Origin of the sequence: Acinetobacter lwoffii, from assembly GCF_024129715.1 — a bacterium.
Classification (GTDB): Bacteria; Pseudomonadota; Gammaproteobacteria; order Pseudomonadales; family Moraxellaceae; genus Acinetobacter; species Acinetobacter lwoffii_U.
This window is the reverse complement of sequence record NZ_JAMXXM010000020.1, coordinates 1-22,235: the sequence shown is the minus strand read 5'-3', so window position 1 is coordinate 22,235 and position 22,235 is coordinate 1. Positions and strand designations below refer to the sequence as shown.

At 42.3% G+C, this 22,235-nt stretch carries 22 protein-coding genes; 15 read left to right on the top strand and 7 right to left on the bottom strand.

Annotated features, from left to right (window positions below):
* The first annotated feature begins 68 nt into the window (after window positions 1-68).
* Window positions 69-1,049 (top strand): GlxA family transcriptional regulator, encoded by a 981-nt coding sequence (locus NI462_RS11720; RefSeq protein WP_253160725.1) that lies wholly within the window; start codon window positions 69-71, stop codon window positions 1,047-1,049.
* 6 nt (window positions 1,050-1,055) lie between these two features.
* Here the strand turns inward: NI462_RS11720 and NI462_RS11715 are convergent, their stop codons facing one another.
* Entirely contained in the window at window positions 1,056-2,258 is a 1,203-nt protein-coding gene (locus NI462_RS11715) for an MFS transporter (RefSeq protein WP_253160723.1), read from the bottom strand.
* Window positions 2,255-2,698 (bottom strand): MarR family winged helix-turn-helix transcriptional regulator, encoded by a 444-nt coding sequence (locus NI462_RS11710; RefSeq protein ID WP_004647091.1) that lies wholly within the window; start codon window positions 2,696-2,698, stop codon window positions 2,255-2,257. The genes NI462_RS11715 and NI462_RS11710 overlap by 4 nt, the downstream gene beginning before the upstream one ends.
* A gap of 265 nt (window positions 2,699-2,963) precedes the next feature.
* Here NI462_RS11710 and NI462_RS11705 point away from each other — a divergent pair, with 265 nt between their 5' ends.
* Genes NI462_RS11705 through NI462_RS11695 form a run of 3 tightly spaced genes read left to right on the top strand, consistent with a single transcriptional unit; the run spans window position 2,964 to window position 5,527 of the window.
* The gene (locus NI462_RS11705) at window positions 2,964-4,409 is read left to right on the top strand and encodes a cytochrome ubiquinol oxidase subunit I (protein ID WP_253160722.1); all 1,446 of its coding nucleotides are present in this window, start codon (window positions 2,964-2,966) and stop codon (window positions 4,407-4,409) included.
* Entirely contained in the window at window positions 4,406-5,410 is a 1,005-nt protein-coding gene (gene cydB / locus NI462_RS11700; RefSeq protein ID WP_253160720.1) for a cytochrome d ubiquinol oxidase subunit II, read from the top strand. The genes NI462_RS11705 and cydB overlap by 4 nt, the downstream gene beginning before the upstream one ends.
* Before the next feature lie 9 nt (window positions 5,411-5,419).
* Window positions 5,420-5,527 (top strand): hypothetical protein, encoded by a 108-nt coding sequence (locus tag NI462_RS11695; RefSeq protein WP_005246144.1) that lies wholly within the window; start codon window positions 5,420-5,422, stop codon window positions 5,525-5,527.
* 86 nt (window positions 5,528-5,613) lie between these two features.
* Here the strand turns inward: NI462_RS11695 and NI462_RS11690 are convergent, their stop codons facing one another.
* Entirely contained in the window at window positions 5,614-6,225 is a 612-nt protein-coding gene (locus NI462_RS11690; protein WP_253160718.1) for a thermonuclease family protein, read from the bottom strand.
* 110 nt (window positions 6,226-6,335) lie between these two features.
* Entirely contained in the window at window positions 6,336-7,253 is a 918-nt protein-coding gene (locus NI462_RS11685) for a LysR family transcriptional regulator (protein ID WP_253160716.1), read from the bottom strand.
* A 94-nt stretch (window positions 7,254-7,347) separates the two neighbouring features.
* On the opposite strand from NI462_RS11685, the gene NI462_RS11680 reads away from it, so the two are divergent.
* The 7 genes from NI462_RS11680 to NI462_RS11650 all read left to right on the top strand — a co-directional run bounded on the left by NI462_RS11680 (window position 7,348) and on the right by NI462_RS11650 (window position 14,252).
* Window positions 7,348-8,589 (top strand): acyl-CoA dehydrogenase family protein, encoded by a 1,242-nt coding sequence (locus tag NI462_RS11680; RefSeq protein WP_253160713.1) that lies wholly within the window; start codon window positions 7,348-7,350, stop codon window positions 8,587-8,589.
* A gap of 52 nt (window positions 8,590-8,641) precedes the next feature.
* Window positions 8,642-9,763, top strand: a complete 1,122-nt coding sequence (locus tag NI462_RS11675; RefSeq protein ID WP_004731178.1) for a phosphotransferase family protein — start codon at window positions 8,642-8,644, stop codon at window positions 9,761-9,763.
* Entirely contained in the window at window positions 9,760-10,458 is a 699-nt protein-coding gene (locus NI462_RS11670) for a histidine phosphatase family protein (protein ID WP_253160711.1), read from the top strand. The genes NI462_RS11675 and NI462_RS11670 overlap by 4 nt, the downstream gene beginning before the upstream one ends.
* A 40-nt stretch (window positions 10,459-10,498) precedes the next feature.
* Window positions 10,499-11,242, top strand: coding sequence for an SDR family oxidoreductase (locus tag NI462_RS11665; RefSeq protein ID WP_253160709.1), 744 nt, complete (start codon window positions 10,499-10,501; stop codon window positions 11,240-11,242).
* 408 nt (window positions 11,243-11,650) lie between these two features.
* Window positions 11,651-12,709, top strand: coding sequence for a fatty acid desaturase (locus NI462_RS11660; protein ID WP_005266284.1), 1,059 nt, complete (start codon window positions 11,651-11,653; stop codon window positions 12,707-12,709).
* 215 nt (window positions 12,710-12,924) lie between these two features.
* The gene (locus NI462_RS11655) at window positions 12,925-13,635 is read left to right on the top strand and encodes an SGNH/GDSL hydrolase family protein (RefSeq protein WP_004280437.1); all 711 of its coding nucleotides are present in this window, start codon (window positions 12,925-12,927) and stop codon (window positions 13,633-13,635) included.
* A 32-nt stretch (window positions 13,636-13,667) separates the two neighbouring features.
* Window positions 13,668-14,252 carry a uracil-DNA glycosylase family protein gene (locus tag NI462_RS11650; RefSeq protein WP_195726000.1) on the top strand — a complete coding sequence of 195 codons (585 nt, stop codon included), beginning with the start codon at window positions 13,668-13,670 and terminating at the stop codon, window positions 14,250-14,252.
* An 86-nt stretch (window positions 14,253-14,338) separates the two neighbouring features.
* Here NI462_RS11650 and NI462_RS11645 read toward each other — a convergent pair whose 3' ends face one another.
* From NI462_RS11645 to NI462_RS11635, 3 genes are all read right to left on the bottom strand, one after another.
* Window positions 14,339-14,821: a hypothetical protein gene (locus NI462_RS11645; RefSeq protein WP_005246160.1), complete on the bottom strand. Its 483-nt coding sequence runs from the start codon at window positions 14,819-14,821 to the stop codon at window positions 14,339-14,341.
* 160 nt (window positions 14,822-14,981) lie between these two features.
* Complete coding sequence (locus NI462_RS11640) at window positions 14,982-15,419, bottom strand: hypothetical protein (RefSeq protein ID WP_253160707.1); 438 nt, start codon at window positions 15,417-15,419, stop codon at window positions 14,982-14,984.
* Between the two features lie 168 nt (window positions 15,420-15,587).
* Window positions 15,588-17,144 (bottom strand): phospholipase D family protein, encoded by a 1,557-nt coding sequence (locus tag NI462_RS11635; RefSeq protein WP_005106839.1) that lies wholly within the window; start codon window positions 17,142-17,144, stop codon window positions 15,588-15,590.
* 121 nt (window positions 17,145-17,265) lie between these two features.
* On the opposite strand from NI462_RS11635, the gene NI462_RS11630 reads away from it, so the two are divergent.
* The 4 genes from NI462_RS11630 (at window position 17,266) to NI462_RS11615 (ending at window position 22,129) form a co-directional block, all read left to right on the top strand.
* Window positions 17,266-18,378, top strand: a complete 1,113-nt coding sequence (locus NI462_RS11630; RefSeq protein WP_253160705.1) for an S-(hydroxymethyl)glutathione dehydrogenase/class III alcohol dehydrogenase — start codon at window positions 17,266-17,268, stop codon at window positions 18,376-18,378.
* 208 nt (window positions 18,379-18,586) lie between these two features.
* Window positions 18,587-19,117, top strand: coding sequence for a hypothetical protein (locus NI462_RS11625; protein ID WP_004280428.1), 531 nt, complete (start codon window positions 18,587-18,589; stop codon window positions 19,115-19,117).
* A 520-nt stretch (window positions 19,118-19,637) separates the two neighbouring features.
* On the top strand, window positions 19,638-20,687 hold the full coding sequence (locus tag NI462_RS11620) for a 3-deoxy-7-phosphoheptulonate synthase (RefSeq protein ID WP_253160703.1): 1,050 nt from the start codon (window positions 19,638-19,640) through the stop codon (window positions 20,685-20,687).
* Window positions 20,688-20,932: 245 nt separating this feature from the next.
* On the top strand, window positions 20,933-22,129 hold the full coding sequence (locus NI462_RS11615) for a PilT/PilU family type 4a pilus ATPase (protein ID WP_044108350.1): 1,197 nt from the start codon (window positions 20,933-20,935) through the stop codon (window positions 22,127-22,129).
* Window positions 22,130-22,235: the final 106 nt, after the last annotated feature.

Sequence of the window (22,235 nt, the reverse complement as noted above, 5' to 3'; positions counted from 1 at the left end):
AGTTGCTTTTATTGAGGAGGATTGTCAATAATGACATGAATCGGGTGAAAAGTGACAAATAAAAAAATATGCAAGATGTGGTGATTTTAGGCTTTGATGGGGCACTGGCTTCGGCCATTACGGGTGTGGTCGATTTATTTACCATGGCTGGCGTAAGCTGGAACCGGATCCAGCAGCAGGACGTACAGCGCCTGTTTAAGGTGAGTATCGCCAGTCCGGAGGGACATCCGATTCGGTGTATCAATGGGCTGCAGTTGCAGGCACATTTTTCTTATCAAGAGATTCAAACTGCAGATATTCTGGTGGTACCGACCATCGCTGCACCGATTCAGGATGTATTGCAACAGAATCCAGAACTGATTCATTTTTTAAAATCTGCACATGCAGAGGCGACTTTAATTGCAGGAAACTGTACGGGGAATTTTTTTCTGGCAGAAGCAGGCATTTTAGATGACCGGATTGCAACAACACATTGGGGTTTTCAGGAAGTGTTTCGTTCACGCTATCCTAAGGTGAAACTGAATGCCGATCTGATGATTAGCCGGGATCAGAATATCTATTGTGCAGGTGGAGGCCTGGCCTGGTTTGACCTAGGTTTGCATCTGATTGAGCGCTTGTATGGCTTTGAGGTGGCCATGCAATCGGCTAAATCTTTCGTAATTAATTACCGCCGTGATAGCCAGTTGTCTTATTCATTGCTGAATATTGGCCAGCCGCACCATGATGAACTGGTACAAAAAATCCAGAACTGGCTAGAGCAGCATTTTCATGAAGATTTTAGTTTGAACCAGCTGGCAGAGCAGTTTAATGTGACTGGCCGAACCCTGATTCGACGCTTTAAACAAGCCTTAGACATACCGCCCAATCAATATCTACAAGCGATCCGGATTGAAGCCGCACGTAAACGACTGGAAGAAACCGATCAAGCTGTGGATGTGATTATGCAAAATGTCGGCTATCAGGATCCAAGTTCATTCCGCCGTTTATTTCATAAAAAAACCGGTCTGACGCCGTTGGAATATCGGCGCCGGTTTAGTCGGCGCTTTTAAAAGCTTTTAATGAGAAGGCTGTACTTTTCCTGCTTTACGGCCATGCAGAAGGTAATACCAAACCAGGCAGCTCAGGGTGAGCAGCGCCGAGAACAGATAAAGCTGACGATAACCAATCTGATCCAGCAGTATACCCAGGAAATAAGGGCCAAAACCAAGACCGGCATCCAGGGCAATAAAGAAGGTTGAGGTAGCAAGCCCCATACGCTGCAATGTCGTACTTTTCACCGCAATGGTTTGACACACTGACTGGATATTACCAAAACCAAAACCAAGCAAGGCAGCACTGGCAAGTAACATCACAGAGTTTTGCGCCTGACTGAGGAGCAATATCCCCAGTGCCATAATCACAATGGCAGGATAGATAATGATATTTTCGCCTTTACGGTCCATGAGCGGGCCGGTAAAAGGACGCGAAAGCAAAATGGCAAAAGCATACATCAGGAAGAAAAAAGATGCTGCTTCGACCAGATTAATTTCTTTGGCATAAAAGTGAATAAACGACAATATGCCTGAATAAGAAGTAGCCACCAGCAGTACAATCAGTGCAATCGGTAGCGCATTCGGTTCAATATACTGAGCCAGTTTGCTGGTGCTTTGCGGAGTAGAGACTGCTGACGAATGACTTGCCTTAAGGCGTGGTGGCTGGATAAATAGCCCACAGATCAGGCAGCTGAGCGCAACAATACTGGTAAAGATGAAAATTACCTGATAATTAAAATTTGTCATCAGCCAGATTCCGGCAAAGGGACCAATCGCTGTGCCAAGGGTGCTGCTCATGCTGAAATATCCAATTCCTTCACCACGCCGTGTGGCAGGAATGGTCTGTGCAATCACTGTACCCAGTACAGTAGAAGCCATACCCATCATAAAACCGTGTATTAGGCGGATACCCAATAAAACTTCCAGCTTGGCCGGAATCATATACAGTCCGGAAAAGAGCAGAAAGCCAGTCAGGCCAATGACAAGCGTATTTTTCAAACCCAGCCGATTCAGTAATTTTCCGATCAATAATCGTCCGAATAGGGTGCCGACAATAAACAGACCTGATACCAGACCGGCTTGTGCAGTCGAAGCCCCTAGCTCAGCCACTGAGTAGCCGACAATCACAATCACCAGTAAGTAGAACACCAGAACCAGCTGGAAATTCACCAGACTGATCAGGATAAAATTGGGCGTCCATAAAGGCGCTTCTTGTTCTTGGCTCATTGAGGTCTGTCCTGAGATGAGGGATATAACTGCTGAATGAGTTGCATCAAGGTATTTTTACTGCCTTCAAGATCATCTGATTCAATGTGCTCAAGCAACTGATCTTCAAATGCATCGATCTGTTTGGAACACATCGCAAAGGTCTCAATTCCTTGCTCACTCAACTTGAACAGCTTTTGACGTTTGTCTTCAGTTTCGAGTTGGGCAATCAGATCGAGTTCAACCAGTTGCTGAATCCGCTTAGTAATACCGGGCTTGGATACATTGAGATAACTGGAAATATCTGCCAGCGTGCATTGTTGCTTTGACTGGATGACGTATAACACCTGCCATAAGGAATAATTTAATTGAGATGACAACAAGATCGTATTGATCTCATCGCTCATCAGTCGTGCGCAGCGTAATAACAGCGTACGAAGTCGGGGAGATTCGGAAAACATATGGTTAGTTAACCTGGGTAACTAAATTTAGGCCTAATTTACGCCTGTTTTATCTAAAGCTCAAGAGGAGAGTTTTAAAAATTATTCAGAGTAATATTTTCTTTATCAGCAAGAGTTACATAGTTTAACCTGATTAAAAAATAATCAACAAAAGACTACATACTTTTTATAACAGCCACGCCTAAGCTAGCCATGTCACTAGAAAAATTCATGACTTAAAAATTGAAGGGCAAAGATGCCAAATAACAATGCATAGGTGAAGCTTATGACTCTGGGTTTAACTGCATTAGAGTTAGCACGAATACAGTTCGCCTTTACTGTATCTTTTCATATCATTTTTCCGGCAATTTCTATTGGCTTGGCCATCTTTCTGGCCATTCTGGAATGGCGCTGGCTCAAAACCCAAAATCCGATTTTTCAGGATCTATTCAAATTCTGGGTAAAAATTTTCGCTGTGGCATTCGGGATGGGTGTCGTCTCTGGTGTGGTCATGAGCTACCAGTTTGGAACCAACTGGAGTGAGTTTTCCCGGGTGGCAGGCAGCGTGACTGGACCTTTATTGGCCTATGAAGTACTCACCGCTTTCTTTCTGGAAGCAGGCTTTCTGGGCATCATGTTATTTGGTTGGGGGCGAGTAGGACCAAAGGCGCACTTTTTCTCGACCTTGATGGTTGCAATAGGCACCTGTATTTCCATGTTCTGGATTTTATCGTCCAATAGCTGGATGCAGACCCCACAAGGCTTTGCGATTGAAAATGGCCTGATTGTTCCGCAAGATTGGCTTGCTATCGTGTTTAACCCATCTTTCCCTTATCGTCTGGCCCATATGGCTATGGCTGCCTTTCTGGTTTCCGCCTTACTGGTCGCTGCTACAGCCGCATGGCATCTAATCAAAGGCCGTCGTGATGCACTGGTCAAGACTTCATTTTCCATGGCGATGTGGCTGCTTCTGGTACTCGCGCCCTTACAGGTCATCGTCGGTGATATGCACGGTATTAATACCCTTGAACATCAGCCAGCCAAACTTGCAGCCATGGAAGGGCACTGGGAAACCAATCATGACGAAGGCATGCCCTTATATCTCTTTGGTATTCCAGATATGGAGGCCGAAGAAACCAAATATGCAGTCGCAATTCCCAACTTGGGTAGCCTGATTCTAACCCACTCGATGGATGGAAAGGTTACAGGACTTAAAGACTTTGCGCCTGAAGACCGGCCGAATTCGCTGGTGGTGTTCTGGAGCTTCCGGATTATGGTCGGACTCGGCGTATTGATGCTGTTACTGGCGTTATGGGGAGCGTGGGCACGTACCCGTGGTCGCTTTTATGAGTCCCGTGCATTGCACCGATTTGCCCTGATTATGGGACCTTCCGGATTTATTGCCATGCTTGCGGGATGGTTTACCACAGAAGTCGGCCGTCAGCCTTGGGTAGTCTACGGCATCATGCGAACCAAGGATGCATTGTCTCCGGTTTCCGCTGAACAGGTGGGGCTGACCCTGATTATTTTTGTAGTTGTCTACTGTGTGGTATTTGGTATCGGAATTTACTACATGTTGCGCCTGATGCACAAAGGCCCGGATTTTATTCATACCCGACCAGATCATGAATCAGATAGCGATGTGGTTCAGGCCTCGCGTCGACCATTAAGTAGTATTCGCGAACGTATCGAAGAAGTTCCTGAACAACCGGATCAGGAGGACAAAAAATGATTGATTTATCATTAATCTGGATTGTGATTATTGGTTTGGGTGTATTGATTTATACCATTCTCGATGGTTTCGATCTGGGCATCGGCATCTTGTTTCCTTTTTTCCCGCATCAAGATGAACGTGATGTCATGATGAATACCGTGGCTCCGGTCTGGGATGGCAATGAAACCTGGATGGTTTTGGGCGGTGCAGGGTTATTTGCAGCCTTCCCACTTGCTTACTCGACCGTACTCTCGGCGCTGTATATGCCAATTATTCTGATGGTGATTGCTCTGATTTTCCGTGGCGTAGCTTTTGAGTTCCGCTTCAAGGCAAACCGCAGTAAGCATTGGTGGGATAAAGCCTTTATCGGTGGTTCTGCGATTACCAGTTTCCTGCAAGGCATGATTTTAGGGGCCTATATTCAGGGGATTGAAACCCGAAATGGTGTCTATGTTGGGGGTGGTCTGGACTGGCTCACTCCATTCAGTATCTTTACCGGAATCAGTGTGGTGGTGCTCTATGCGGCATTAGGCTGTGGCTGGCTGATTTATAAAACCGGAGATAACTTGCAGGATCGAATGTTTAAACTGATGCCTAAGCTGATTATGGCCTTGCTGATCATATTGGGTGCTGTCAGTATTTATACGCCGTTGACTCATCCTCAAATTGCTGAACGCTGGTTTAGTCAGCCACAATTTACCTATTTTATGCCAGTTCCAGTTCTGGTTCTGCTATTTACCTGGCTGGCCTTACGTGCCTGTAAAAGACGCAGTGAATTAGGCCCATTTACCTATATGCTTGTTTTGGTTTTCCTTGCCTATACCGGATTCTTGATAAGTTTATGGCCATATATTATTCCGCCAAGCGTAACAATCTGGCAGGCAGCAGCGCATGAAAATAGCCAGCTATTTGCCTTGATTGGAGCCTTGATCCTGATTCCAATTATTGTGATTTATACCGGTATGTCCTATTGGGTATTCCGGCATAAGGTCAGGGTCGGCGATGATGGCTATCATTAAGGAGTGGTCATGAAAGGCAAACAGGTATTATGGTTTGTAGGATTATGGCTGGCAGGATTTTTAACGCTGGCCCTGATTGCCGGCGCATTCCGCTTTCTAGTGCATTTGGCTTATTAAATTAGTAAAACTAAAAAATGAAAAAAGTGATCTGAATGTCCTGATCACTTTTTTTTATTTGCAATTTATCTTTGATAAAACCAAATTTACGATTTTACCTGCTTACGATAAACACTTGGACGTATAGGACGGCTACTTTTCCAAAGACCTTTTTTCTGTTTCTTGGCTTTATTTTGCAGTTCCATCATATAGCGTAAATGGTTTTTATCCTTGATATATTCTTCATAGACCCACGCTGCACCACGTTTGACAATCTCTTCATTGATATTTTTGCGATAGCGATAGACCACACCGACACAGCGGCCATAACGGTCAATGTCGGTTATCTTGACCCGAACCATTTTATTATTCACCATGCTTTTGACCAGACGTTGCGATTCTTTACCATATGCTTGCGATGATTCAGGGGCATCAACGAAGGCAAAGCGCAATTTAGTCTCAGAGCGACGAATATTAAAACGGTAGCAGGTGAGGGTATCACCATCACTTACGGCTTTTACACGGCACCAGTATTTTTTGCCTTTCTTAAAAGGGCGGAAAACATCTTTTAAATAAACTGTAATTTTATGCAGCAGATAATACGAAAAACACAGCAGTACGAGGCCCAGCACAATTTGCCAGGTGGTGGAGAGATTTAACAAAGGCAAGATCCAAATCAGCAAAACCAGCTGTAAAATCACAGCTAAAAGTCGAGCCATTTTAGAGCAACGCCAGTAGATCTACGGATTAAAAGCTAATCACTCAGTGTTTAGTTTTGTACCGACTAACTAAAATAGCCTAAGCAAACTTGCATTCCTTTATAAATAGCCTAAGCAAAAATTTTATAAATTTCATTTCTCAAAAATTGATGTCTCTTATTCTCTTGCAAATCCTTATGCCAATATATCCCCATATTAATTTTCGGCAGTTCCACAGGGACTTCAAAAATATTTAGACTGGTAGCCAATTGTAAATGTACCAATACATTTTTAGGAATAGTCAGCATAGCTGTCTTTTGTTGTTCCAAAATTTGCAGAGCAGTTGAGTAATGCTGACAGCGTAAAAAAATCTGTCGTGAATATTGTTTACGGCTTAAATAAATATCCTCAACTAAAACGCCAGTACGGCGTGATGACACGCCAATATGAGGTGAGGCAAGATAAATCTGCTCATTCATTTCTGTTAATTGTGTACACACTACAAATTCATCTTGAACCAGACGCTCAAACTGGATTTTTTCAGCAATGTTTTGTTCCAGATCTATGACAAAATCGACCTGTTGAGAGGCGAGGTCTGCTGCTATATTTTTACGGTCCAGCTTCATGCTGCTAAGTTGAATTTCCAGATTGAGTTGTTGAAAGTGCTGAACCAGTCTGGGAAAGATCATTGGCTCAATTTCATCATGTACGGCAATTTTCAAACTCTGAATCATTTCCGGTCTGAAGTGCTGATGCTGTATTGAAATATTTTGAATCGCAAAAAGTGCATTCTTCAGCTCAGGATAGATCTGTTCCGCAAACGGCGTAGGTTGCATTTTGCTACCAGTACGTACAAATAAATCATCCTGTAAATGCTGCCTTAAACGTTGTAAAGCATGACTAGCAGCAGACTGGCTGATTGATAAAATTTGTGCAGCTTTAGAAATACTGTTCTGCTCATAAATTGCCATAAAAAGCGGATAAAGGTTAATGTCGATACGATGAAAATTTCGCAGGTCCATGACTGTTTTAGAATGAATACTATGCATAATAATGTATGGGATAAAATCATTTTATTCATAATAGGTTTTGGGTTAAGGTGTTGTAAAGTGTATGAATTAGAATATTTAGAGGGATAAAGAGATGTTTGAGCTTTCAGCACGTGCACAAGATTATTTAAATAGAACCAAAAAATTTATTGCTGATGAAATTGAACCTGTCGAGGCTGATTTCTGGCATCAGGTACATGAACTGAATCAAGGCGGTGACTGGACCAAATGGCAATGGCCGGCAGAACTTGAAACATTGAAAGATAAAGCCAAAGCGGCAGGTCTCTGGAATATGTTTTTGCCTTGTCCAGAATTAGGTCAGGGATTATCCGTTCAGGAATATGCGCATATCGCTGAACTTTCTGGACGAAGCCTAATTGCACCTACTGTCTTTAACTGTAATGCACCAGATAGCGGCAATATGGAAGTACTGTGGCGCTATGGTTCTGAAGAACAAAAACAGCAATGGTTAATGCCACTTCTGGAAGGGAAAATCCGTTCAGTGTTCTGTATGACTGAACCTGCAGTGGCTTCTAGTGATGCTACCAATATGCAGGCGACGGCGGTAGTTGAAGGTGATGAAATTGTTTTGAATGGTCGTAAATGGTGGTCTTCAGGTTTGGGTGATCCAAATGCCAAAATCATCATCTTTATGGCACATACACCGGATGAATCCAAAGACCGTCATCATCAGCATTCCATGGTTTTAGTTCCAGTCGATACTGCAGGCGTAAAAATCGAACGGATGCTTCCAGTCTTTGGTGACTATGATGCACCACATGGCCACGGCGAAGTCAGCTTTGATAATGTTCGTGTTCCAGTTTCGAATTTTATTGGCGGTGCAGGTCAAGGCTTTGAAATTGCCCAAGGTCGTTTAGGGCCAGGCCGTATTCACCATTGTATGCGTTGCATCGGTGCTGCTGAAAAATCATTAGAACTCATGATTGATCGGGGTATGAGCCGTACCGCATTTGGTAAAGAGATTTTAAAACTGGGTGGTAACCTGGAACGTGTCGCAGAAGCTCGCGTTGCCATTGATCAGGCTCGACTATTAACCTTGTATGCCGCCTATAAAATGGATACTTTAGGGAATATGGCAGCACTGACTGAAATTTCTGCAATTAAAGTCGTTGCGCCAAGTGTGCTGGAAAAAGTTGTTGATATGGCCATCCAGATCCACGGCGGTGCCGGTGTTTCTCGGGATACACCATTAACCGGATTTTTTGCTCAGGCACGTGCCTTGCGTTTGGCTGATGGCCCGGACGAAGTGCATAAGGGCATGATTGCCAAACTGGAACTGGCAAAACGTGGCTACAGTACTCGTCGCAAAAAATAAGCTGGCTTTAACTAGAAAATTGCAACGTATTAAAAAATTTTAAGGAAAAATTATGGCGGTTATTGATGTAGGTGGAGCAGTTCGTGCAGGTGAAGAACTGGATGTACAAGCCATCACCAATTGGTTAATTCAGCAAAATGTGAATGTTGAAGGCCCTGTGCAGGTGACCCAATATTCAGGCGGAGCTTCAAACTGGACCTACCGTTTACAGTATGCCAATGCCGATTTAATTTTACGTCGTCCGCCACAAGGTACCAAAGCCAAATCAGCCCATGATATGGCACGTGAATATCATGTGCAGAAAGCCTTGGCTGAACATTATCCCGTCGTGCCTGAAATGGTCGCGCTTTGTCAGGATGAATCAGTGATTGGTTGTGATTTCTATGTGATGAAACGGCTTGAAGGAATTATTCCTCGCGCCAAAATGCCAGCTGAGCTGCAGCTTACTGAATCCGATATCCGGACTTTATGTATCAATGTGATTGATAAACTGATCGAATTGCATCAGGTGCCTTATCAAGGAACTGAACTTGAAAATCTCGGTAAGGGTGAAGGCTATTGTCGCCGTCAGGTCGAAGGCTGGGATGTACGTTATGAAAAGGCTAAAACTTTAAATGTTCCATCGTTTAAATATGTGCGCAACTGGCTTAAAGATAATATTCCTTCAGATTCTAAAACCTGTGTGATTCATAATGACTGGCGTTTTGATAATGTCATCTTAAATCCGGAAAATCCGACTGAAGTGATTGGCGTACTGGACTGGGAAATGGCGACACTCGGCGATCCGCTCATGGACCTAGGTTCTGCTTTAGCCTATTGGGTGGAAGATACTGACAATGCCATCTTTAAGGCAACACGCCGCCAGCCGACCAATCTAAAAGGTATGTTTACCCGTAAAGAAGTGGTGGATTACTACTTGGGAAAAACCGGCCTGCAACCGGAAAACTGGGCGTTTTATGAGGTGTTCGGAATTTTCCGTCTCGCGGTGATTGCCCAGCAGATCTATTATCGTTATTACCATAAACAGACTAATAATCCAGCGTTCAAGGATTTTTGGGTGGTGATTCATGCCTTGCATATTCGTGCCTTAAAACTGATTGGCAAGCAAAAACTGGAAGCCAATGAGATTGCACAAAAGTATGTGCTTAAATTTAAAGAGATAATGCCAAAATGACAACCATTTACTTGATCCGGCATGGCCAGGCCTCTTTTGGCGCAGAAAGTTACGATCAACTTTCGCCCAACGGCAAGTTACAGGCAAAGCTTTTGGGTCGCTATTTTGACGAAATCCTGAAAGAAGCGCCTTATGTGGTGGCTGGTTCCATGCAACGCCATCAACAGACAGCGCAATTATCACTGGACAAATGTTTTCCGGAAAGTGAGATTCTGACCGATAGTGCCTGGAATGAATTTAATCATCAGCAGGTATTCGCCCGTTATGAGCCGCGCTTTAATCAGCCTGAATTGCTGAAACAGGATGTATCAGAACATGAAAATCCACGGGATTATCTGAGCAAGATTTTTAGCGGTGCAATTGCACGCTGGACTGGCGATGATTATCACCATGAATATGATGAATCTTGGCCAAGTTTCAAAGCACGCGTGGAAAGCGGCTTAGAAAATCTGTGTGACCAGTTGTCCAAAAGCCGACCACGCTATGCAGTAGTTTATACCTCAGGTGGGGTGATTTCTGTGGCTGTAGGCAAAATTTTGGGCCTTAGTCCGGAGAAAACCTTTGCTCTGAACTGGGCGATTACCAATACTAGTATCACGACACTACGTCTGGTGGGTAATGAACCGCAACTACTCAGTTTAAATGAACATCATTTTATTAAAGCACAGCGTCCAGACTTATTGACCTGGATTTAAAACCTAATACGCTATAAAAATAAAGGAATAGGGTAAACACATGGCTAAAACAATTTTAATTACTGGTGCAAGTTCAGGGATCGGTGCCGGTATGGCACGTGAATTTGCGAAAAAAGGCTATAACCTGGCGATTTGTGCACGTCGTCTGGAACGTCTGGAAAGCTTAAAGCAGGAACTGGAAAGCCAATATGGCATCAAAGTCATTACCAAAACTTTAGATGTGACCGATTACGATCAGGTTTTTGAGGTTTTCCGCGCGTTTAAAAAAGACTTTGGCACCATTGACCGAGTTATTGTGAATGCTGGTGTCGGTGAGGGCCGCCGAATCGGTAAAGGTAATTTTGCCATTAACAAAGCCACGGTGGAAACCAACTTTATTTCGGCATTGGCACAATGTGAAGCTGCAGTTGAAATCTTCCGTGCACAAAATTCAGGTCATCTGGTGATGATTTCATCCATGAGTGCAATGCGCGGTATGCCAAAACATTTAACGGCTTATGGGGCAAGCAAGGCCGGAGTCGCTCATCTAGCTGAAGGCATCCGAGCTGAACTGATCGATACGCCAATAAAAGTGACCACCATTTTCCCAGGATATATTCGGACTGAAATTAATGAAGGGGCAAAAAAGCTACCTTTTGAAGTCGATGAAAAAACCGGCTCGCGTTTATTGGCAGCAGAAATTGAAAAAGCGCCAGTGAAAGCCTATGTACCGAAATGGCCTTGGTTACCACTCGGTCTAGCCATGAAAGTATTACCACTTAAACTGGTGAACAAGTTAGGTTAAAAGTAATCTTAGATCTATAAAAAGAGAAGCTAGAGCGCTTCTCTTTTTATTTTATGACAAACTGAGAAAAATTTCTAAACCAGTATTTTTTTCTAAAAAAATGTATAGCTTGAATTTTCAGAAAAGCGAAATCTTATAAATCCTAATGTATTGATTATTAAAATAAAGTTTTAAATTATCAAAAATTATATTTTTATTTTATTGATGAATTTGCAATTAAATCAATTACTTTTAAATTTTCGTTTCATGAGAAAGACCATCTTTTACTTTTCCTAATTTTCGCCAATTTTAAGAACTTTTCCAAACTGTCCAAAACTTAGACATACTCACTCTAAAAGTGGAAAGATAACTTCTCTTTTTTAGAATTTCCTTTAATGTACAACCGTTCAGAAATTAAAGGTTGTCCATATGTCTACATCTGCGGATATGACTGACCAGCAGCGAATCTCCAAGGTCAGAAGTATCGTTACCCAGGCCGGGGAAGAGGTACGTGCTCGTTATCCCATACTCAAACATCAGAACTTTATCGGTGCGAGTATTTTAGGCTTTGCCTGGGCAGGCATGATTGCATGCGCGGTAGCATATGGAACCGGTTATCTCTCAGCATGGTTTACCATTCCTTTGATTGCGATTTTTGCATCATTGACCCATGAACTGGAACATGACCTGATTCATTATATGTATTTCAAAAAAACACCTTGGGCACATCATTTGATGCTGGCACTGGTCTGGCTGGCACGTCCAAACACCATCAGTCCATGGGCACGTCGTCGTTTACATTTGCATCATCATAAATATTCAGGCACTGAACATGACCTGGAAGAACGTGGCATCAGTAATGGTATGCCTTGGGGCATTCGCCGAATTCTGGTGATTAGTGACCAGTTGATGTCAGTGTATCTGCGTCCATTTCAAATGTTTAAAATGATTCATCTTTTTCTGGAAAAGCAGCCTGAAAAAGAACGTAAAATTGCCATGATTTCTCAGTTATGCGGCTTTTTACCTCTCAGCATTATTTACTATGGATTATGCTATCTGTTTGTGGTCTTTCATGGTTTAAATGCGGTTGCACCACTATTCGGTTATGAGATGCTCTGGTCGCAAGGCATTGTCGATGCTATGCCAATCGTAAATCTGCTGGCAGTCATCTGGGTGATTCCTAACTTTATCCGTTCTTTTAGCTTGCAGTTTGTCAGCTCAAGTATGCATTACTATGGCGATATCGATCCACGTGATGTGATCAAACAAACCCAAGTGCTCAATCCATGGTGGATGGTCCCGTTCCAGTTATTCTGCTGTAATTTTGGTTCGACCCATGCGATTCATCATTTTGTGGTCAAAGAGCCATTTTATATCCGTCAACTGACGTCCAAAACGGCGCACAAAGTGATGAAAGAAGTGGGTGTGCGTTTTAATGATGTGGGAACTTTCAAGCGTATGAATCGCTGGAATGATTATAAAATCTAAGCTTTTATTGTCATAAAAATCTCGTTTTAAAGCGGGATTTTTTATATTCATCCTTTGAGACTTACCTAAAGGCAAGATCTATAAGCCTATATTTTGCAAGAATCCTATCTCAGTTAAATTTAAGTGAATATTCATTTAAGATGACTGTTAAGGAAATAGTTCAAAAGAATAAACTCAGGTAAAATTAAGTATATCCCTATATAAATTAGCCCGCTATGTTGCTGAAAGCCGCCACCATTGCCTTGATTCCTGCACTTGTCATTCAGGGTAATCGTGTCAAGAAAAATACCCTAAGACTGCCGGAACCTGAAGGTGCACGTGAAGGTCAAACCGGAACCGGCAACAAACTGTCTCTGCTCATTTTAGGGGATTCGGCAGCAGCAGGTGTAGGAGTAGAACATCAGGATGACGCATTACTGGGTGCAATTCTGCATGAACTGAAAGATGACTTTGAAATTGACTGGAAATTACAGGCCAAAACAGGCGATACCAGCTCAAAAGTAATTCATGCTTTGGACCAAATAGAAGTCCAGCACTATGATGTAATCGTCACGTCGGTTGGCGTCAATGATGTGACCAAACTGATACCTGTCGAGGTTTGGATTCAGAAGCAGGAACAGCTTTATAGTAAAATTCAGCAAAAATTTAGTCCGAAACTGATCATTGCTGCCGGTGTGCCGCCAATGAATATGTTTCCGGCGCTACCGAATCCTTTAGCCTGGCTATTTGGCCAGTATGCTAAACAGATGAACCAGCAACTAGAAAATTTTGTGAATCAGCAAGTGAATATGCAATGGATTGAATACGATATTGAGAAGTATCGTGCCATGAATTTACAAATGGCTGCAGATGGTTTTCATCCGAGTAAGGAAGTTTATACACTTTGGGGACAAGAAGTAGCTGGCAAGATTCGGAAGACCTTCTAAAATAGTTGAAATCTCTCAATTTAGTTAATTCTATGTCTGATATTGAAACGCATCCGCTACCGCCATTTTTACCGCCCAATGCCAAATTACTGATGTTGGGTAGTTTTCCGCCACCTGCCACACGCTGGAAAATGAACTTTTATTATCCAAACTATCAAAATGATATGTGGCGGATTTTTGGACTGATTTTCTTTGAAAATAAAGATTACTTTTTAGATCTACCCAATAAAAAATTTCAGGAACAATTGATCCGGGAGTTTTTAACAGAAACGGGGATTGCGATTTTTGATAGTGGCTATCAGATCCGGCGTTTAAAGGGCAATGCTTCAGACAAATTTTTGGAAATTGTAGTACCTACCAATATTGAGCAACTACTCAGCCAAATGCCGCAGTGCAATCATATTATGACTACAGGCGACAAGGCCACAGATACCATGATGCTGTCTATGCCTGAAGGGACTTTAAAGCCGAGTATTGGGCAACCAAGTCAGGCTTATTTTGTCGGACGTGATCTGCATTTATATCGCATGCCTTCATCTTCTCGAGCATATCCGGTTTCTCTAGAGAAAAAAGCCGAAAGTTACCGATTGATGTTTGAACATGTGGGTCTAGTTTAATATTTAATCCAATAATCAGATAAAATGGTTAAAGAGGTTTTAGGCTACAGACAAGACATAAACTTACTATGTGTAAGTTATTGGCTTTATTTATTCATATTTGGATATTCAACCCAGCGATGGCTATTAATTTTAATCTCCCGGACATGATGAAAGCTGGACCAGATTAACTGGCTACCTTTGGTCCATTTTAAAGCTCGAATACGCGACTCCACCTGCTGTATTTCCTCAGGTGAGGCCGGACGTAAAGGCCCAATTTCTGCATATAAGCGTACTCCTGGATAACGCTTAAATTTACCTTTAAGCAACGAATGAAACCAAAACAGTTTGCTACTGTTCACAGCCTGTATGCAGGCCATCGGCTGATGCTGTAAATTTTCAGAAAAAGTAGTGGAATAAGTATCAAAAAAGAAACCCGTACTGGTCTTTTTGTTGAGAAATATAGTTCCGATCGGAGTAATGCTAGGCAAACCTTTAGAGTTGACCGTTGCAATAGAGCAATGCATGGCAGCCCGTTGTGCATCAGCGACCACTTGGCGAATCTGTTGCCATTCACTCTCAGAAATCATGTCGTGATTCTCTTTTTATTTTTTATAAATTTTATAACAACTTATTTAGCTTGGCATTGCCTGAAAAAACTAAAACTACGGCAGTTTGAGCAATCTAAAACGTCACTCAGATTATAAAAAAGAGCCACATGGGCTCTTTAAAAAATACAAAATTCGGCGATTAGCCATCGTATTCGACATAATCCCACAAATTTAAACGTGCTTTAATTTCCTGACGGATCTCGGGCAACATCGGCAAAAGAGTGCCATCAATCCATAAGCTCAACGCTTGGGCAGAAAGTACTTGCTGCTGTTCATCGACCAGTTGTGCACCTTTCAACATAATACCGGTCTCATCAGTGGCTTCGGTTTCTACACCTTTAAATAAAACCTGTAGTTCATAACCGCTATCCTGAATCAGCCATTCCAGTTCGAGCTGAATATTTTCAGTGGATTTCAAAACCACTTGTCCCTCGACCGTATCGGAGTCGGACAGACAGTCATGTTCCACCCGAATTTTGGCCAAATACCATTCTTGCTGGGATAAATCATGGAGGGTTTTTACAGGGGTCAGAATATCACTGAACTTAAACTGACGGCTTAGATCAAAAAATTGCATGGGAGTGGAGGGCGAACAATCGCAAAATACGAGAAAAGTGTAATTCTAAAGTAAGCGCAATCGACTGTAAAACCCTTTAAACGATGATCGGACTAAGTTAATTTAAGCGGTCATTCTCAAAATACAGGCTTTTCATGTCGTCGTAATTGTGAGGTCATTCTAATGTCATTACATTAACCATTCACCGGGAAATTTCGTCACCAGATTCATCATAAAACGCTGGAATTTTGTAGTTTCCGGATCATGTAAATGCTGAATACTACGGCCATCTTTTTGATGTTCCAGCCAAATCATTTCATTTTTTTCGTTCAGTTTAAGTTGATAAGCCACGCGTGGTAAGTACTGATCCATCGCACTGGTGATTTCCTTCTGAAAATCTTCCGATTCAATGACCAGACCGACTTCGGTATTCAGATAGGCTGAACGCGGATCAAAATTAAATGAACCGACAAACACCATGCCATCCAGATCAAAAAATTTGGCATGCAAACTGGAGCTATTTTTGTTTTTAGCCGGGATGATGTCTCCAGTCATAATTTCATACCAGGTCCGTTCCGGACGGACAATGTAGGGTTTAAATTCCCAGAGTTCGATGCCACTTTTCAATAATTGCTGACGATATTGCTGATAATAGGCATGCACCGCAGCCACATCATTGGCCTGAAAAGAGTTGGTCAGGATTCTGATTTTCACACCTTGTTGCGCACGGCGGGTTAAATAGTCGGCCCCTTTTTGCGTGGGAATAAAGTACGAGGACACCAGTTCCAGATGTTTTTTTGGCTCACCCATCAGTTCGAGCATATGGGTATAAATATAATCGCCATTTTTGGCATGGGGGCGTGCTTTTGCGGGACTATCCGCAACAAAATAAGCCGGCGCCCAGTGAATGGGTTGTTTTTTTAAGTGTTGTTCGACTTGTTTCTCGGCAATGCCCACCCGGCGTTTGAGTTCAGTTTCGTCAACATCTTCTCGTTCAAATTCAGTTCTGAGCCTTTTAAGCATTTCAGGATGGCCGGCATCATTCAAGATCTGTCGAACGTCATAACTCAGATCATCATTCCAGAAGTTAATAAAGGTCTGATTGGCATCTGTTACGCTTTGCCCTGCGAAGAATATATCCACATCGGTGAACTGAAAATCTTCACTGGCATCAAAATATTCACTACTGATATTGCGGCCGCCGGTCACGGCTGCAGTGCCATCCGCAATGATCAATTTATTGTGCATGCGATGATTGACCTTTTTCATCCGGAAGCCATAATCCAGCGCACGTAAATGACGAAATTTATAGGGATTAAAAATCCGAACTTCAAAATTTGGATGTTGGCTTAGAGCAAGAAGCTTGTCATCAAGCTGGGTACCATTTTGATCGTCAATCTGAACCCGTACTTTGACACCGCGATCGGCGGCTTTAAGTAATTGGGACAAGATCATATTGCCAATATAATCATCCTTCCAAATGTAATATTGTAGATCCAGATGATATTTAGCTTTGTTAATCAGGTGCAGACGTGCTGCCATACTCATAAAGCCATCATAGAGCGGCAAGAAAGCCGTTTTACCGCTATTAATTTGCTGTTTTGAAAGTTGATTGTCGATCCAGTGCGCAGGTCGAACCGGCGTAATTTTCGCTTCTTCAGCAGTGTTGGGAGCCAGTTCACAGCCAGAAAGCATGATGCTAAAAGTAAAAATGCTCAAACATACAAAGGGCGAAGGTTTAGTCATTGATGTTCCATTAATTATAGGATCTTTTATTCCTTATCTGATGATGTTAATAGTTGAATCTCCGAATAGAAAGAGGTTACTGTTAGTCATCTGTAAATCATCAAAAAAAGGACAGTTTTACGTGAAATCACGTGCAGCAGTTGCGTTTGGTCCAGGCCAGCCATTAGAAATTGTAGAAGTGGATGTTGCTCCACCAAAAGCAGGTGAAGTACTGGTAAAAATTAGCCATACAGGCGTGTGTCATACCGATGCATTTACCTTGTCTGGTGAAGATCCTGAAGGTGTATTTCCTGCGATCTTGGGTCATGAAGGTGCGGGTGTGGTCGTTGAAGTAGGTGAAGGTGTTATCAGCCTGAAACCGGGCGATCACGTGATTCCGCTTTATACTGCTGAGTGCGGCGAATGCTTGTTCTGTAAGTCAGGTAAGACCAACCTGTGTGTTGCTGTGCGTGCGACCCAAGGTAAAGGCGTAATGCCAGATGGAACGACCCGTTTCTCTTATAATGGCGAGCCGATCTATCACTATATGGGTTGTTCAACTTTTTCTGAATATACCGTGGTAGCTGAAGTTTCTCTGGCAAAAATTAATCCTGAAGCCAACCATGAGCATGTTTGCCTGCTTGGTTGTGGGGTGACTACCGGTATTGGTGCGGTGCATAACACCGCTAAAGTTCAGGAAGGTGACAGTGTTGCAGTATTTGGTTTAGGTGGTATCGGTCTTGCTGTAGTACAAGGCACACGTCAGGCCAAAGCTGGCCGTATCATTGTGATTGATACCAATCCGGATAAATTTGAACTGGCGAAACAGTTTGGTGCAACAGATTTCCTGAATCCAAAAGACTATGATCAGCCGATCCAGCAAGTGATCGTCGAAATGACTGGTTGGGGGGTAGACCATTCATTCGAATGTATCGGTAATGTAGATGTAATGCGTTCAGCACTAGAATGTGCGCATCGTGGCTGGGGTCAGTCGGTAATTATTGGTGTAGCCGGAGCAGGTAAAGAAATTTCAACCCGTCCATTCCAGTTAGTCACAGGTCGTAAATGGATGGGTACTGCTTTTGGTGGGGTGAAAGGTCGTTCACAATTACCGGGAATGGTAGAGCAATCCATGAAAGGTGAAATTCAGCTGGAACCTTTTGTGACTCATACCATGCCATTAGGTCAGATCAATGAAGCTTTTGACCTAATGCATGAAGGCAAGTCGATCCGTACCGTCATTCATTTTGACTAAGCTGTTTTAATCTAAAAAAGACCGGTATTAAACCGGTCTTTTTTATGCGGCTTTCACTTGATTCAGGATACATTAGTGCATGAAAGCCTCACAGAGAGTCACTGAAACAACACACGCCTGCTAATGTCATTACATGCCAGATGCTTATATTAAATAGGACGTATGAAAATACGTGATAAAACCATTTTAAAGAATAAGGATAAGCTCTATGTCGAATGATAATTTTGATCGTGATGTAATTAAGAATGCGCCTAAAGATGTCCGCGATGATTTAAATGCTGATCCAATTACGGGTGAACCTGGCGCACATCCTGTAGGTACAGGTGTCGGTGCTGCAGGTGGCGCAGCAGCTGGTGCAGCCATTGGTGCTGCAGGCGGTCCAGTCGGTGTCGCTGTCGGTGGTGTAGTTGGTGCTGTTGTTGGTGGTCTGGCAGGTAAAGGTGTTGGTGAAGCTATAAATCCAACAGAAGAACAGGCTTACTGGCGTGATAATTCGATCAATACGCCATACTATTCAGATGCACGTACCACCTATAGCGATCTGGATTATGACCGTGATTATGATACGGCCTATCGAGTCGGTTATGAAAACCGTGGCAGCTATGATGCTCATACTCGTTTTGAAGATGTAGAACCTGATTTGAGACTGAAATGGGAACAAATGAAAGGCGAATCACGTTTAAACTGGGAACAGGCTAAATTTGCAGTGCGTGATGCCTGGAATCGTGTTTCACGTTAATTTTTAATCTTTGGATTAAACTGAAGTTTCTTTGGTAAAATCTGCAATAGGTTTGTGGGTTTTACCAATTTTAGTGATACATCTCACGGTTTGATGAATTAATAAATAAAAGTAGAAAAGTTAATAAATATTTTTTTATATTTAATGCTTGTCAAATGATCACAGAGCGCGTATTTTAATTTCAGAATCACATTTTATGAAAGACATAACATGTTAAAGCAACCTATCATTTCAAACGCATATTTTTATTTCTGGCAGTTTAGCTAATTGCCTGAACGCGTTTGGGCAATGAAAAGGTTGCCCACCAGTTTATACCTGATCGGCAACCCTGATCAGGTTTTTTTATGCCTTTCATTTTTACAATATTTTGGAGACAGCCATGACAAACTTTAACTATTCATACTTTAACAACTTTTATTGGTCTTATTTTAGTCAGCTAATGACACTCACAACACTTTCGATTAGACCCATAACGCTCAAATAAAAGTTTGGACTGATTGCCAGTCCCAGGATTAAAGTCATGAATACCCCAAACACATCACAACAACATCATGCTGAAAGCATTTTAATTTTACCCCAGCAGCTTAAGCAGCAATTGCCATTGTCTCCGCAATTGGCCAGCCAAGTCGCTGAACATCGTCAAACCATTCAAAATATATTAGAAGGCAAGGATCATCGTTTGATGGTGGTCACAGGCCCATGTTCCATTCATGATGAAGCTTCCGCGCTAGACTATGCAGAAAAATTAAAACAGCTTCAGTCACAGCTATCTGATCAGATTTTCCTGGTGATGCGTGCTTATATCGAAAAACCACGGACTACGGTAGGCTGGAAAGGTTTCCTTTACGATCCAAATCTGGATGGTTCATCCAATATGCAATTGGGCTTGGAAAAATCCCGTGACTTATACCTCAAAATCATTGAAATGGGTCTGCCGATTGCCTCTGAAATCCTCAGCCCGATGGCAACTGCTTATTTCGATGACTTACTAGCTTGGGGTGCGATTGGAGCACGTACCAGCGAATCACAAATTCACCGTGAAATCTCAAGTCATATGCCATATAGCATTGGTTTCAAAAATGGTACTGATGGTTCGATCCAGATTGCTCTGGATGCCATTCAGTCTGCCTCTCATCCACATCAATTCCTGGGGATGAGCCAGTCTGGTTTACCATGCATTTTACACTCGCAAGGTAATCCGAAAGCACATTTGATATTACGGGGCTCGAATAGTGGACCAAATTATCAACTGGCAGAAATTGAGAAAATCCGGGCCAAACATCAGATCGACTTACCGGCATTGGTGATTGATTGCAGTCACGGAAATAGCGCAAAAAATCCACTCTTACAGCCACAGGTTTTACATACTATTGTGGCTGAAAGACTGAAAACCAATGTACGAGGTGTAATGTTGGAAAGTCATTTACTGGATGGTAACCAGAAAATTTCTGAGCAGATGCAGTATGGCCAGTCTGTTACTGATGGCTGTCTGGGCTGGGGAAAAACACGACAACTGTTACTGGAGGTGGCCAATACTTTAGCGATCAGTTGTCTGAAACGTAGTGCCTAAATTTAAAAACCACTTTCTCTGCTTGAGCAGCGGGGAAAGTGCTTTTTTGAATATCAGGAAGCAGTTATTTATAAATATAATTAACCTGTAATAGGTCACATAATTGTGACGATAATTTTCATCAAATTATTAAAATCTGTTTGTGTCCTTGTCTAACTCTAGACACAATAAAAACCAGTATATCTCTCTGAATATATAAATTTTTCAAATATTTAAATATCAAATCCGTTCACTTGGGGATCTCAATGTTTGCGCTAGAGCTTTTAGAAGAAGCACGAAAATTTATGCACCATATGCTAACCAAAGTGGTTGAATATGGCGGTTCAGATTTATTTATTACTGCAGATTTTCCACCAAGTATTAAACATCAAGGTTTGATGAAACCATTTGGACAGCAGACCCTGACCGCTGAGAAAACCAAGCTCTTTGCTTATAGCCTAATGAATGAAAAACAGCGCAATGAATTTGAAACCGAACTTGAGTGTAATTTTGCGATTACTGTTCCGGGTATTTCACGTTTCCGGGTCAATGTATTCCAGCAACAGTTGAATATCGGTATGGTGATTCGTACCATCACTGCGGAAATCCCAAATTTCCAGAAGTTAAAACTGCCTGAATCGCTGAAACATGTGATTATGGAAAAACGTGGTCTAGTCTTGGTGGTCGGTGGAACCGGTTCGGGTAAATCAACTTCACTGGCAGCGATGATTGACTATCGGAATGAAAACTCGGCTGGACATATCATCACGGTAGAAGATCCGGTGGAATATGTACACAAGCATAAAAAATCCATGATTACCCATCGTGAAGTCGGGGTAGATAGCCATTCTTGGCAAAATGCTTTAAAAAATACCTTACGTCAGGCACCCGATGTGATTTTGATCGGGGAAATCCGCGATACAGAAACTATGGAACATGCGATTGCTTTTGCTGAAACTGGGCATCTTTGTTTAGGTACGTTGCATTCCAATAATGCCAACCAGACTTTAGACCGGATTATTAACTTCTTCCCAGAAGAACGTCGCAATCAGTTGTTGATGGATTTGTCCTCCAATATGAAGGCTATTATTTCACAGCGTTTGGTTCGGACTCAGGATGGCAAGGGACGTCGAGCAGCCATTGAAATCATGTTAAATACACCGCTCATTTCAGACTTGATTTTGAAAGGAGAGTTTCATGAGTTGAAAGCGATTATGGCAAAATCACGGGAATTGGGAATGCAGACCTTTGATCAGGCTTTATTTGAACTCTATAACCAAGGCGAAATTTCTTATGAAGAAGCATTACGTAATGCCGATTCAACCAATGAATTACGTTTACAGATCAAATTAAAAAGTAATCGTCAAGACAATGCTCCGGCTGGGCAAGCCACCCAATTTTCCATGATTACAGAACCGAAAACAACTGATAAAGATGCAGAAGATCAGTCGGAAACGGAATAAAAAATTCTAATTTTCTATTAGGGTCTGTTGACATTTACTGTTCATAATTAACCCTATAAAGGTAGCCATAAAAATATACAGGCTAAAGCAACAGAACTTTGATAAT